This is a genomic window from Variovorax sp. GW460-12-1-14-LB1 (genome assembly GCF_059423605.1).
Genome location: NZ_JBWKYF010000020.1, coordinates 64,458 through 78,303 on the forward strand (window position 1 = coordinate 64,458; position 13,846 = coordinate 78,303).

Below are 13,846 nucleotides of genomic sequence, written 5' to 3' on the forward strand. Positions count from 1 at the left end.
TGTTGTGTGTGTTGTCGTCTCTGTCGTCGTGGAGGCTGCGTGTCAGGGCGCCCAGCGCAGCAGCGCGAGCACCAGCGCGGCGATGAAGATGGTCTCGCCGACCATCAGCACCACCGGCTTGAGGCCCACGTCGACCAGCTCGCGCAGCTGCGTCTTCATGCCGATGCCGGCCATGGCCGCCACCAGGAACCAGCGCGACAGGTCGCTGCCCGCGGTGCTGAGCGGGGGCGGCAGCCAGCCCGTGCTGTTGAGCGCCACCAGCGCGGCGAAGGCCACCGCGAACCACGGCAGCAGCGGCGGGCGCTGGCCGCCCACGGCCTTGCCGGTGGCGCGCGTGAACATCACGGCGAACAGGATGACGGGCAGCAGCGCCGCCACGCGCATCAGCTTGACCAGCGTGGCCGTGTCGCCCGTGGCCTGCGACATGCCGTAGCCCGCGCCCACCACCTGTGCCACGTCGTGGATGGTGGCGCCCAGGAACACGCCGGCCGTGTGCGCGTCCATGCCCAGGGCGCGCGCGATCAGGGGGTAGGCGATCATCGTGAGCGTCGACAACGCCGACACGCCCACCACCGTGAACAGCGTGGCGCGTTCCTTCAGCGGATGCGGCGGCAGCGCCGCGGCCAGCGCCAGCGCGGCCGAGGCGCCGCAGATCGCGGTGGCGCCGCCGCTGAGCAGGCCGAACAGCACGTTGAAGCCCATCAGCCGCGCCACCACCATCGACACCCCGATGGTCAGCACCAGCGACACCGCCACCAGCAGCACCGGGTGCCAGCCCAGCGCCACCACCTGCGCGGCCGTGATGCGCAGCCCCAGCAGCGCCACGCCCCAGCGCAGCACATGGCGCGCGGTGAACTCGATGCCGGGCTTGCACGGGCCTTCGGCCGAAAGAAAGTTCATCGCCATGCCGAGGATGAGCGCGAACAGCATCACCGGCGCACCGTAGTGCTGCGACAGAAAGGTGGACGCGGCGGCGACCACCGCGCAGGCGAGCACGCCCGGAAAGAGCAGGCGGCCGCGCGCCGGCCATGCGGCGACAGACAAGGCGGTCATGAAAACCTCAGGGCACGAGCACGGTGGCGCCGGTGGTCTTGCGGCCTTCGAGCGCGCGGTGTGCCTCGGCGGCGTCGGCCAGTGCGAAGCTCTGCTGCGGTTCGCTCACGATGCGGCCGGCCAGCACGTGGCCGAACAACTCGTCGGCCATCGACAGCATGTGCGGGCGCGGGTGGATGTAGTGCACCATCGCCGGCCGCGTGAGCCAGATCGAGCCCTTGGCCGCCAGGACCTGCGAATCGACGACCACGGCGCCCGACGAGGTGCCGTTGCTCACCAAAGTGCCGCGCGGCTGCAGGCAATCGAGCGAAGCCTCCAGCGTGTCTTTGCCGACCGAGTCGTACACGACGGGCACGCCCTTGCCCTCGGTGATCTCGCGCACACGTTGGGCGATGTTTTCGTGCGAGGTCACGATGGTGTGCGTGCAGCCGTTGGCTTTGGCGACCGCAGCCTTCTCGTCGGTGCTCACGGTGCCGATCATCGTCACGCCCATGGCGCGCGCCCACTGGCAGGCGATGAGGCCGACACCACCAGCGGCAGCGTGGTACAGGATCGTCTCGCCACCCTGGAGCGGATAGACCTGCCGGAACAGGTACTGCGCCGTCATGCCCTTCATCATCAATGTGGCGGCCGTGCGATCGGAGATGCCATCGGGCAGCGGGATCAACACGTCAGCCGGCATCACACGCACTTGCGAATACGCCCCTTGCGGCCCGATGAGGTAGCCCACGCGATCACCCACGCGGATATCGGTCACGCCCGGCCCCACGGCCTCGACCACGCCCACGGCATCGGAACCGAGGCCGTTGGGCAGTGCGAGCGGATAGCGCCCGGTGCGGAAGTAGATGTCAATGAAGTTGACGGCGATGAGGCTGTGGCGCACGCGCGCCTGGCCCGGGCCGGGTTCACCGACCTCGACGTTTTCGAGCTTGAGCACGTCGGCGCTGCCGGTCTCGTGGAAGCGGATGGCTTGGACCATGGGAATTTCTTTCGGTAGGAAGGGCAGGCGGGCAGAAAGGCTTCAGCCCGCCGAGAGTTCGTCGATGAAGGCCTGCGCGCCCGGCCATTCGCCGTAGCCCGAGGCGGGGTTGAGGTGGCCGACCTCGCCGAGGTCGACCAGGCGGCTGCCCCAGCCCTGCGCCATCTGCACCACGCGATCGAACGGCGCCAGCGGGTCGTTGCGGCTGGCCGCCACGATGCTCGGGAACGGCAGCGGCCCGCTGGGCACGGGCAGCCAGCCGCCGGCGCGCAGGGCCTCGACGCTGGGGTAGCCCTCGGGCATCGGCCGTTCGAAGTCGGGCGGCGTGGCCAGCAGGGCGCCGCGCACCGGCCGGCGCGTGCGCTGCGCCCAGTGCGCCAGCATCACCACGCCGCCGCTGTGCGCCACGACGACCAGCGGCCCCTCGACCGCCTGCGCCTCGCGCTCGATGGCCGCCACGCGCGCGGCGCAGTCGAGGTCGTCGCGGCCCATGGGCGGCACCGCGCGCACGCGCGGCAGGCGTGCGGCGAGCAGGGTCTGCCAGTGGCTGGCGACGGCGTCGCGCAGGCCGGGAACGATGAGGACGGTGGGACCAGTCATGTCGGCCTGCACCCTCACTGGTTGAGCTGGATGTTGTAGGTCTTGACGATCCGCGCGTTGCGCTCGTACTCGTCATGCGTGATCTTCGCGAGCTGCTCGGGGCTCTCGCTGGTCATCGGCACGAAGTTCTGCGCGATGAGCCGCTCCCGCACCTTCGGCGAGGAGGCGGCTTTCGTGAGGACCGCATTGATCCGCTTGACGAGGTCGTCGGGCATCCTGGCCGACACGATGGCGCCGGCCCAGTTCGAGAAGTCGATCTCGTCGAAGCCCTGCTCGGCCATCGTGGGCACGTCCGGCAGCTGGGCCAGCCGGGTCTTGGCCCCGACCCCGAAGACCTTCACCTTGCCGGCCTTGATCAGCGGCAGCGACGTGACGATGCCGTCGAACAGGATGTCGACCTGGCTGCCCATCAGGTTCTGCAGCGCCGGCGGCGAGCCCGGGAACGGCACGTGCTGCAGGTCCAGCCCCGCCTTGCGGGCAAAGATGGCGCCGGCGTAGTGCGAGCTGGTGCCCGCGGAGTACGAGGCGTAGCTGCCCGGGCTGCCCTTGCCGGTCTTCAGGTAGGCGATGAGGCCTTTCAGGTCGTTCGCCGGCACCGACGGCGCACTCACCAGCACCATCGCCGAGCGCGCCACCATGGTCACCGGCTTCACGTCCTTGACCGGGTCGAAGCTGGTCTTCATCACCAGGGGAATCTCGGTCAGGATGTTGCTGACCATGAACATGATGGTCTGGCCGTCGGGCGGTGCGCTGTTGAGCGCCTGCACCCCGATGGCGCCACCGGCGCCCGGCTTGTTGTCGACGATCACCGGTTGCCCGATCTCGGCCGAGATCGCGTCGGACAACACGCGCGCCACGACGTCCATGGTGCCGCCCGCGGGCGCCGGCACCACGATCCGCACCGGCTTGGTGGTCCAGGCATGGGCGAGCAGGGGCGCGGCGGCCAGGGCGGCTGCCCAGGGCTTCAGGCGGCGAAGGATGTTGTGGGTTTTTTTCATCGCGATGTCTCCAGGTGTTCTGGTGCCGGGGGTGTGCGGTGCTCAGGCCGCCTTGCGCAGGAAGCCCTGCTGCGCGCCGTTGCGGTTCGGCGCGAAGCCGTTGGCCGCCAGCGATTCCTCGACGGTGTCGTAGAACACGCCGATCTTGGAAATCTCGCGCGCCTGCTTGGCGGTGGCGATGGGGCGGCCGAACTGGCGCGAGATGGCCACCAGCTGCTCGACCTGCGCCACCGTGCCCATCTTGGCGGAGCGCGACTGGTTCCAGAGGTTGTCCTCGATGCCGCAGCGCACGTGCAGGCCCATGGCGATGCCCATCATGTTCACGGGCAGCACGTTGCGCATGGAGCTTTCCACCGTGAGCACCGCGCCGTCGGGCACGGCGCGCACGAAGTTGGCCAGGCTGTAGATGTTGGGCACGTCCATGCCGCCGCCGATGGCCACCCAGTTCATGACCAGCGGGCCCTTGTAGACGCCGCGGCGCATCAGCCGCTCGACCGAGTCGAAGCTGTTGATGTTGTAGCACTGGAAGGCGCTCTGGATGCCGGCCTTGGTGAGGCGGCGGATGTGCTCCTCGGCCCAGCCCGGCTGCGCGGGCACGGTCATTTCCTTGTAGGCGCGGTAGACCTCGGGGTCTTCCATCGAGGTGCCCCGGGTGTCGGCGTCGTCCCAGTGCTCGACCACGTTCATCTGCGAGGTGTTGATGGTCACCGTCACCTGGTCGGGCGTGGGCTCCAGTTCGGCCAGCATGTGGCGCGTGTCGTCGCTCAGCCACTTGGCGGCGGCGCCTTCGCTCTCGGGGGCGAAGCTGATCGAGCCGCCGACCTGGATGATCATTTCGGGCACGGCCTTGCGCACGCCGGCGATCAGCTCGTTGAACTTCGACAGCCGCTTGCTGCCCTTGCCGTCGAGCTCGCGCACGTGCAGGTGCAGCACGGTGGCGCCGGCGTTGTAGCAATCGACCGCCTTCTGGATCTGCTGCTCCATGGTGACGGGGATGTCTTCCGGAAAGTCGGCAGGCACCCACGACGGTGCGTAGGGCGCGGCGGTGATGACCAGCGGCTGCTGGTTTTCGGGGAACAGATGGCCGTCGAGAAAATTCATGGCGGGAACCTCGGTGAAAAGGAAAGAGAGAAAAGGGGAGGGCGCGGCGCCCGTTCAGAAGACCGCGTCGCCGACGATGCCGGCGCGTTCCATCTTTCGATGGCAGGGCGGGTAGTCCATGACCGCGTAGTGCTGGGTCGAACGGTTGTCCCACATGGCCACGTCGCCCGGCTGCCAGCGCCAGCGCACCTGGTACTCGGGGATCTGCACCTGGCTCACGAGGTAGGCCAGCAGCAGGGCGGCGCCGGGCTGGTAGTCCTGCCCGTAGCGCACGTTGGCCGGCGTGTGGAAGTTGGTGAAGTGGGTCGTGAAGCCGTTGACGAACAAGATCTTCTCGCCCGTGTCGGGGTGCGTGCGCACCACCGGGTGCTCGGCGTCGGGAAACTGGGCCTTCAGCGCCAGGCGCTTCTCGATCGGCATCGCGGCGCCGAAGGTGGCCTCGATGCTGTGGCGCGCGCGCAGCCCGGCAATCTGCTGCTGGATGTGCGCGGGCAGCTTCTCGAAGGCCAGCGCCATGTTGGCCCACATGGTGTCGCCGCCCACCGGCGGGCATTCGACACACCGCAGCACGCAGCCGAAGGGCGGCTTCTCGCGCCAGGTGGCGTCGGTGTGCCAGCTGTTCTCGTAGCGGTCGACCGGCGTCTCGGGGTTCTTGTAGATGCGCACCAGGCCCGGGTGCTCGGGGTCGCTGCCGACCACGGGGTGGTCCTCGAGCTCGCCGAAGTGGCGGGCGAAGGTGACGTGCTCGGCGCGCGTGAGTTCCTGCTGGCGGAAGAACAGCACCTTGTGCTGCACCAGCAGCGCGCGGATCTCGGCCGCCAGGCCGGCGTCGCGCGAGGCCTCGGCCAGCGACACGTGGCGCAGCTCGGCGCCGATGGCGCAGGTCACGGGGTGGACCTGGAGGCCGCGCGTGTGCACGGCGGGGGCCCCGTTCGAGAGGCCTGGCTGGATCGTGGAACCCATGTGTCTTGTCTCCTGTGCCGGTCGGGGGGGGGCGCTGTGCGGCGGTGACCGTGCTGGAAGCAAGAATAGGTCGGGCCCCCTGCGCGCGCCCCCTCCTCGCAGGAGGGGGACCCAGGCCGAAAGGGGAGGGAGAAACCCTCAGTGCCTGGCGGCGAGCCCTCAGTGCCCGGCGGCGAGCAGCCCCAGGATGCGCGCGCGTTGCACCACCTGCGTGCGCGTGCCCGCGTCGAGCTTGGCGAACAGGTTCTTCACGTGCCACTTGACGGTGGTTTCGCCCACCTGCATGGCGCGCCCGATTTCCTTGTTCGACAGGTTGCGCGCCAGCAGCACCAGCACCTCGCCCTCCTTGGGCGTGAGCACGGCGCCGGGCGACGCCGGTGCCGCAGGCGCGGGCGCAGGCGGCACGGCAGGCGCGAGCGGCGCGACCGCGATCTCGGCCTGCGCGCCCTCGGCCGCGAGCGTTCCGACCCAGGCGCCCAGCTCGGGGTGCGCGTCGGAGAACACGCGCTGCAGCCCGTAGGCGCGCGCCAGGTCCATGGCCTCGCGCAGCAGCGCCTGCGCCGGCTGGCCGCAGCGCTCCAGCGCCAGCGCGCGCAGGCCCAGCAGCTCGATGTGCAGGCCGCCCTGCTTGCGCTGGCGCGCCTGTTCGTCGGCACGCGCCAGCTTCGCGAGGGCGTCGGGCCAGTCGCGCGCGGCGATGGCCGCGTGGGCGCGCGCCACGTCGCGCAATGCTTCCACGCTGCGCCGCCACAGCGGGCCCTGCGGCAGCGCGGGGTCGGCCAGTTGCGCGTCGATGCGCTCGCACAGTTCGCGGCAGGTCTGGGCGCGGTGGCGCTGCGCATGCAGGCGCACCTGCTCGGCCAGGCTGGCGATGCGCAACCGCGGCAGGCGCCGCGCGGCGCCGGCCGCGTCCAGCGCGTCCAGCAGTTCCAGCGCGCGGTGCTCGGCGCCTTCGGCCGCCGCGATGCGCGCCGCCGTGCGGTAGGCCTGCAGCAGCGATTCGGGCAGGCCACTGTGCTCCAGCACGTCGAGGCGGTCGGCCAGCAGCGTGGCGGCGTCGCCCGGCAGGTCGCGCTCCCAGGCCACCGACGCGAGCAGCGCGGCCAGGTTGCAGCTGAAGCGGTGGCGCCGACCCATCTCGGCCTCGGCGCCGGCCACGGCGGGGCGCAGCAGCTGCTCGGCCAGCAGCACCTGGCCTTCCCACGCATAGCTCAGGCCGATGACCAGCTCGCTCCAGCGCCGGATGTAGTCGACGCCGTGGCCCGGGTGCCCGCGCAGGGCCTGCTGCTGGCGCAGGCGCGCGAGCGCCGGCTCGCCCTCGAGCAGCGCGCGGTAGGCCATGCGATTGGCATGCGACTGCAGCAGCAGCGGGTCGGTCAGCGGCACGGCCTCGGTCCAGGGTGCATGCAGTTCGACGAAGCGGTCGGGGTCGTCCGCGAACACGGCGGCGCCGCCGAGGATCAGCGCGCATTCGCAGCGCAGCGCATCGCTCACGCCGGGCTGCGCTAGGATGCGCGCCACGAAGCGGCCGGCTTCTTCATGCCGCTCGCTCGATGCGAGCGTCCATGCCGCGGCCAGCAGCAGGCGCGGGCGGCGGTCGAGTTCGTCGGCCGGCATCTGCGCCATCCACTCGAGCACCGTGGCCTGCCGGCCGCGCCGCATGAGCGATTCGTACAGGCTGCGCTCCGCGAGCTCGTAGGCGGTCTGGTGCTGGCCCGCGCTCAGCGCGTGGTGGGCGGCCTCGTCGAGCAGCTCGTGCGCGGCCAGCCACTGCGCGGCGCGCGCATGCGCCGCCACCTGCTCGGCGGCGTCGAGCGCGGCAAAACGCTGGCGCAGCACGTCGCGCGCCAGCGCATGCATGCGCAGCCACTCGCCCCCTTCGGCGGCGGCGAACACCGGCGTGTCGTTGCTCAGCCGCGCCAGCCGCGCCGCGGCGTCGTCGACGCCGGAGACGGCACGGCACAGCTCGGGATGCAGCAGGTCGAGCACGGCGATGCGGGCCAGGAAGTCGCGATCCTGGGGGTCGAGGTTGACCAGCAGCAGCCGCACCAGCTCGCCCTGCAGCTCGCCGGCGGCGGCCGTCATGTCGCCCAGCACCGTGTGCGCGGCGTGCGCGTCGGCCCCGCGCGCGATGATGGTCGTGGCCAGCTGCAGGCCCAGCGGCCAGCCTTCGGTCAGCTCGTGCAGCCGGGCGGCGGTGTTGCGGTCGACGCGCGCGCCGAAGCGCGCCTGCACCAGCTGCAGCGTCTCGTCGAGGCTGAACTTCAGCAGCGCCGGGCCGATCTCCACGCACTGCCCGTAGGCCACGAGGTCCTCGATGTCGAGCCGGCCGTCGGGGCGCGTGGCAATGAGCGTGCGCACGTTGGGCGGCGCGTTGCGCAGCAGGTAGGCCAGCGCCTCGCGCGAGGCCGGCGGCAGACGGTCGGCCTCGTCGATGACCAGCACCACGGTCAAGGCCGCCTGCGCCAGCTCGGCCAGCAGCGCCGTGACGCTGCCGAGCGTGCCGGGCCGGTCGTCCTGGAACAGGCTGCGCCCGAACGCGGGGCGCCCCATGGCGACGCGCAGCGCCAGCGCCAGGCTCTGCACCAGCCGGCCCGGGTCGTCCTGGCTCTGCGCCGAGACCCAGCCGACCGGCACGCCCAGGCCCAGGTACTCCAGCCGCCATTGCGCCAGCAGCGAGGTCTTGCCGAAACCCGAGGGCGCCTGCACCACGCACACCGCGTGGTCGCGCAGCGCGTCGGCGCTCGACAGGAGCCGCGCGCGCGAGACCAGGTGACGCGGGACACGGGGCGGCGTCACCTTGAGCAGCAGGTCGCGCGGGGCGCCGCTCGCATCGGGGGGCGGGAAAGTGGCCAAGGCTCGTTCGTGCTCGTGGAGGGAAGAACGGGCCCGATTCTCCACGTCAATCGCGCGAGGCCGAAGCGCGGCGCGGCGCCCCCCGCCGCGCGCGGCTGGCCTTCGCGCTGCAGCCGTACTGCGCATGGAACCAGCGCGACAGCCCGCTGGGCGCGCAGAAGCCCAGCAGGCCCGCGACCTCGGCCAGCGGGCGGTCGCCCTCCAGCACATGGCGCACGGCGAGCTCCTTGCGCACGTCGTTGACGATGGCCGAGAAGCTCTGGCCGTCGTCCGCCAGCCGGCGCTGGATCGTGCGGCATTCCACGCCCACGTGCGCCGACACCTGCGCGATGCTGCAGCGCCCGCTGGGCAGGAGCAGCAGCACCGCGCGCCGCACGTCGCCCGGCAGCGCGTCGCCGGACGCAGGCGCCGCCGCGTCGAGCAGTTGCCGCGCATAGCGCGCCATGGCCGGGTCGGCCGAGGGGTTGGGCGTGTCCAGGTCGTCGCGCGCACAGACGATGCCGTGGAAGTCCTGGTCGAAGGCGACGGCCGCGCCCAGCACGCGGTGGTGCGTGCGCAGGTCGCGCGGCGCGGGGTGTGCCAGGCACACGCGCCGGGGCTGCCAGTCGGCGCCGAGAAACTGCCGCAGCAGGCGCAGCATCACGCCCAGCGCCAGTTCGATGCGCTGGCGCGTGGCGCGGTGCGCCTTGCCGGGCTGCACTTCCTCGCGGATGACCACCACCTGGCCGAAGGCCTCGACCATCAGCGACAGCGAGCCGTTGAGCAGCGGCTGGTAGCGCATCAGCACGTCGAGCGAATCGCGCAGCGTCGGCTGCTCGCGCACCAGCAGGCCGACGGCCCCGAGGTTCGACAGCCGCCGCCCCTCGGCCATGCACAGCCCGAAGCTGTCGTTGCCCGAACGCTCGGCCGAGGCCTGCAGCAGCGCGGCGACGCGGTCGACCGGAATCATCAGGTCGGGCTCGTCCAGCACGCGGGGGTTCAGGCCGGCGTCCAGGAGCATGCGCACCGGGTCCAGGCCGCTGGCGCGGGCGACCTCGCTGTAGTGGGTGAGGCTTGCCGCGCGGACCAGGGAGGACATCGCAAGTCCGCACGTGGCAGTTCTCAGGGCACGAGCACGGTGGCGCCGGTGGTCTTGCGGCCTTCGAGGGCGCGGTGCGCCTCGGCGGCATCGGCCAGTGCGAAGCTCTGCTGCGGCTCGCTCACGATGCGGCCGGCCAGCACGTGGTCGAAGAGTTCGTCGGCCATGCTGAGCATGTGCGGGCGTGGATGGATGTAATGAACCATCGCGGGCCGCGTGAGCCAGATCGAGCCCTTCGTCGCCAGCAGCTTGGTGTCGAGGACCACGGCGCCAGACGAGGTGCCGTTGCTCACCAGCGTGCCGCGCGGCTGCAGGCAATCGAGCGAGGCCTCGAGCGTGTCCTTGCCCACCGAGTCGTACACGACCGGCACGCCCTTGCCGTCGGTGATCTCGCGCACGCGCTGGGCGATGTTCTCGCGCGGAGTCACGATGGTGTGCGTGCAGCCGTTGGCCTTGGCGACCGCAGCCTTCTCATCGGTGCTCACGGTGCCGATCATCGTCACGCCCATCGCGCGCGCCCATTGGCAGGCGATGAGGCCCACGCCGCCGGCCGCTGCGTGGTACAGGATCGTCTCGCCGCCCTTGAGCGGATAGACCTGGCGAAAGAGGTACTGCGCCGTCATGCCCTTCATCATCAGCGTGGCGGCGGTGCGATCGGAGATGCCATCGGGCAGCGGAATCAACACGTCGGCCGGCATCACGCGCACTTGCGAATACGCCCCTTGCGGCCCGATGAGATAGCCCACGCGGTCACCGACGCGGATGTCGGTCACGCCCGGCCCCACGGCCTCGACCACCCCCACGGCGTCGGAACCGAGCCCGTTGGGCAGTGCGAGCGGATAGCGCCCGGTGCGGAAATAGATGTCGATGAAGTTGACCGCGATGAGGCTGTGGCGCACGCGCGCCTGGCCCGGGCCGGGCTCTCCGACCTCGACGTGTTCGAGTTGGAGCACGTCGGCGCTGCCGGTCTCGTGGAAGCGGATGGCCTGGTTCATGGTGCGTCTCCTGGGGTGTGTGGGGCTGGATGGAACGGATTCTTGCGGCGCGTGGCGGCGGCGGGAAGCGTGGTCTTGGCGATGTCCCAAATTGGCAAATCGATGCCCCAATAAAGCAAGAAATGCGGACGGGGTGCGCCGGATACTGACGGCATCGGCCCACCGAGGCCTGCAAGACAACAACCGGAGACACCCCATGAAACTGCTGCAATTTGGACGCGCCGCCGCCGTGGCGCTGGTCGGATGCTCGATGGCCCTCGGGGCCTGGGCGCTGGGCGACAAGCCCGTCAAGCTCATCGTTCCCGCGCCGCCGGGCGGCACGATGGACATCGTCGCCCGCGTCGTCGGGCAGCAGATGGCGCTGGACATCGGCCGCCCCGTGATCGTCGAGAACCGCCCCGGCGCGGGCGGCTCCATCGGCCTGCAGGCCATGCTGCAGGCGCCGGCCGACGGCAACACCATCGTGATGGCCGCCAGCAACGTGCTGGCCGAGACGCCGCAGGTCGTGAAGATGCCCTTCGATCCGCTGAAGGACGTGGTGCCCATCGGCTCGGTGGCGCGCTCGGGCGTGGTGCTCGTCACGGCCGCGAACTTCCCGGCCAAGGATTTCCAGGGCCTCGTTGCTGAACTGAAGACGCGCAAGGGCAAGGCCAGCTTCGCCAGCTACAGCCCCGGCACCGTGTCGCAGTACGCGGGCCTCATCCTCAGCGACCGCGCCGGGCTCGACCTGCAGCACATCGGCTACCCCGGCTCGCCGCCCGCGCTGCAGGACCTGCTGGGCGGCCAGGTCGACCTGATGTTCGACGGCATGCTCACCTCGATGCCGCTCATCAAGGCCGGCAAGCTGCGCCCCTATGCCTTCACCGGCAAGACCCGCTCGCGCTTCCTGCCCGACCTGCCCACCACCACCGAACTGGGCTACCCCGACCTGCAGTTCCGCGGCTGGGTCGGCTTCATCGGCTCGGCCAAGCTGCCGGCCGACGTGATGGCCAAGCTCCATGCCGCGATCGAGAAGGCCGGCCAGGCGCCCGCCGTGCAGCAAAAGCTGCTCGACGTGGGCCTGGAGCCCGAGCTCAGCGTCGACACGCCCGCGCTCATCGCCGAGACGAAGGCGCTGTCCGAGCGCAACGCGGCCATCGTCAAGAAGTACCGCATCCAGGCGAACTGAGCGGCACGCGCCATTCCATCGGAGACCTCTCATGAAGATCAGACCCCTCACGCCGTCCATCGGCGCCGAAATCTCGGACGTCCACCTGGGCGAGGCCTCGCGCGACCCCGAGTGCTTTGCGTCGATCCGCGCCGCGCTGCTCAAGCACAAGGTGCTTTTCTTCCGCGGCCAGGACATCGAGCGCGCCGAGCACGTCGCCTTCGCACGCTGCTTCGGCGAACTGGAAGACCACCCCGTGGTCGGCAGCGACCCCGAGCACCCGGGCCTCGTGCGCATCTACCGCAGCGACAACAAGCACAGCTACGAGAACACCTACCACTGCGACGGCCTGTGGCGCCAGAGCCCCGCCATGGGCGCGGTGCTGCGCTGCATCGAATGCCCCGAGGTCGGCGGCGACACCATCTGGGTGAACATGGTGCAGGCGCACGACGAGCTGCCCGACGAGATCAAACAGAAGATCGGCAAGCTGCGCGCCAAGGCCAGCATCGAGCATTCGTTCGGCGCCGTGATGCCGATGGAAGCGCGCCTCAAGCTGGGCCAGGACCATCCGCCCGTGGAGCACCCCGTGGTGCGCACGCACCCCGAGACCGGCGAGAAGGTGCTCTACGTGGGCAGCTTCACCACCCACTTCGTGAACTACAGCACCCCCGAGAACGTGCGCCACGGCATCGACAAGACACCGGGCGCGGCGCTGCTGCTGAACTACCTGCTCAGCCGCGCGACCATTCCCGAGTACCAGGTGCGCTGGTCGTGGCAGCCGGGCGACGTGGTCGTCTGGGACAACCGCAGCACGCAGCACTACGCGCTGAACGACTACTGGCCTGCGCCACGAAAGATGGAACGCGCCGGCATCGTCGGCGACGTTCCGTACTGAGCGGCACTACATCCGACTTCCGCATCGCAACCTGACAGACGCACGCCATGAACTTCCTCGACGGCCACCTCTTTCCCGAAAACCAGCAGCCGCTGATCATCACCGCCGCGCCCTATGCACCGGGCTGGCTTCCTTCCGACTTCCCGGGCGAGATCCCGGTCACGATGGAAGAGCAGATCCAGAAGGCGGTCGATTGCTACAACGCCGGCGCCACCGTGCTGCACCTGCACGTGCGCGAACTCGACGGCAAGGGCAGCAAGCGCCTCTCGAAGTTCAACGAACTGATCGCCGGCGTGCGCGCGCGCGTGCCCGAAATGATCATCCAGGTGGGCGGCTCGATCAGCTTCGCACCCGAGAGCGAAGGCGCTGCCGCCAAGTGGCTGAGCGACGACACGCGCCACATGCTGGCCGAGCTGGAGCCCACGCCCGACCAGGTGACGGTGACGGTCAACACCTCGCAGATGAACGTCACCGAGCACGCCGAGCTGGCCGACTTCAAGGGCACCTCGCGCGAGATCCCGGCCATCTTCGAGGCCTACAAGGAGATGACGGTGCCGGCGCAGCCGGGCTGGGTCGAGGAGCACATCCGCCGTCTCACCAAGGCAGGCATCCAGAGCGCCTTCCAGTGCTACAACATCAACAGCTTCGAGTCGGTCGAACGGCTCATGCGGCGCGGTGTCTACAAGGGCCCGCTGGTGATGAACTGGGTGGCGATCAGCGGCGGCATGGACGCGCCGAACATCTACAACCTGGCCAACTTCGTGCGCGCCGTGCCCGACGGCGCGGTGCTCACGGTGGAAAGCTCGGTGCGCAACGTGCTGCCCGTGAACATGATGGGCATCGCCATGGGCCTGCATGTGCGCTGCGGCACCGAGGACGTGCTGTGGAACCAGACGCGCACCGCCAAGATCGGCACCGTGGCGCAGATCGAGCAGCTGGTGGCCATTTCGCGCCAGTTCGGCCGCCCCATCGCCACGGCGCAGCAGGCGCGCGAGATCTCGAAGATCGGCGTGTTCTACGAGACGGCCGAAGAGTCGCTCGCCGCCAACGGTTTCGCGCCGAACCGCAACGGAGGCAACCAGGGCTTCCTGCGCAAGGCGGCCTGAGAAGAAAGACGATGGCGATGACGAGGCGTTTCACGCGCGCCGCCTGGCGCCTGCTGGAGGGCATCGCGCATGCCC

Annotated in this window: 12 protein-coding genes; 3 read left to right on the forward strand and 9 right to left on the reverse strand. The window is 70.3% G+C overall.

Translation table 11 applies throughout. The features are described from left to right. Positions 1-42: 42 nt before the first annotated feature. From AC07Y4_RS13020 to AC07Y4_RS13060, 9 genes are all read right to left on the reverse strand, one after another. The gene (locus AC07Y4_RS13020; protein WP_495274632.1) at positions 43-1,053 is read right to left on the reverse strand and encodes a YeiH family protein; all 1,011 of its coding nucleotides are present in this window, start codon (positions 1,051-1,053) and stop codon (positions 43-45) included. A 7-nt stretch (positions 1,054-1,060) separates the two neighbouring features. Then, positions 1,061-2,032 carry a quinone oxidoreductase family protein gene (locus AC07Y4_RS13025; protein WP_495274633.1) on the reverse strand — a complete coding sequence of 324 codons (972 nt, stop codon included), beginning with the start codon at positions 2,030-2,032 and terminating at the stop codon, positions 1,061-1,063. A gap of 42 nt (positions 2,033-2,074) precedes the next feature. Next, entirely contained in the window at positions 2,075-2,632 is a 558-nt protein-coding gene (locus AC07Y4_RS13030; protein ID WP_495274634.1) for an RBBP9/YdeN family alpha/beta hydrolase, read from the reverse strand. 14 nt (positions 2,633-2,646) lie between these two features. Next, positions 2,647-3,630 (reverse strand): tripartite tricarboxylate transporter substrate binding protein, encoded by a 984-nt coding sequence (locus tag AC07Y4_RS13035; protein WP_062482968.1) that lies wholly within the window; start codon positions 3,628-3,630, stop codon positions 2,647-2,649. Between the two features lie 42 nt (positions 3,631-3,672). Further along, entirely contained in the window at positions 3,673-4,731 is a 1,059-nt protein-coding gene (locus AC07Y4_RS13040; protein WP_062482971.1) for a beta-keto acid cleavage family enzyme, read from the reverse strand. 54 nt (positions 4,732-4,785) lie between these two features. Beyond that, positions 4,786-5,694 (reverse strand): TauD/TfdA dioxygenase family protein, encoded by a 909-nt coding sequence (locus AC07Y4_RS13045; RefSeq protein WP_070062062.1) that lies wholly within the window; start codon positions 5,692-5,694, stop codon positions 4,786-4,788. A 159-nt stretch (positions 5,695-5,853) separates the two neighbouring features. Then, a complete protein-coding gene (locus tag AC07Y4_RS13050; protein ID WP_495274635.1) occupies positions 5,854-8,550 on the reverse strand; it encodes a winged helix-turn-helix domain-containing protein in 2,697 nt (898 codons plus the stop codon). Positions 8,551-8,596: 46 nt separating this feature from the next. Then, positions 8,597-9,628, reverse strand: coding sequence for an AraC family transcriptional regulator (locus AC07Y4_RS13055; protein WP_495274636.1), 1,032 nt, complete (start codon positions 9,626-9,628; stop codon positions 8,597-8,599). Between the two features lie 23 nt (positions 9,629-9,651). Beyond that, entirely contained in the window at positions 9,652-10,623 is a 972-nt protein-coding gene (locus AC07Y4_RS13060) for a quinone oxidoreductase family protein (RefSeq protein WP_495274637.1), read from the reverse strand. A gap of 196 nt (positions 10,624-10,819) precedes the next feature. Here AC07Y4_RS13060 and AC07Y4_RS13065 point away from each other — a divergent pair, with 196 nt between their 5' ends. Genes AC07Y4_RS13065 through AC07Y4_RS13075 form a run of 3 tightly spaced genes read left to right on the forward strand, consistent with a single transcriptional unit; the run spans position 10,820 to position 13,771 of the window. Continuing rightward, positions 10,820-11,791 carry a Bug family tripartite tricarboxylate transporter substrate binding protein gene (locus AC07Y4_RS13065; protein ID WP_369629940.1) on the forward strand — a complete coding sequence of 324 codons (972 nt, stop codon included), beginning with the start codon at positions 10,820-10,822 and terminating at the stop codon, positions 11,789-11,791. Between the two features lie 31 nt (positions 11,792-11,822). Beyond that, a complete protein-coding gene (locus tag AC07Y4_RS13070; protein ID WP_070062067.1) occupies positions 11,823-12,665 on the forward strand; it encodes a TauD/TfdA dioxygenase family protein in 843 nt (280 codons plus the stop codon). A gap of 47 nt (positions 12,666-12,712) precedes the next feature. Further along, on the forward strand, positions 12,713-13,771 hold the full coding sequence (locus tag AC07Y4_RS13075; RefSeq protein WP_070062068.1) for a beta-keto acid cleavage family enzyme: 1,059 nt from the start codon (positions 12,713-12,715) through the stop codon (positions 13,769-13,771). Positions 13,772-13,846 lie beyond the last annotated feature (75 nt).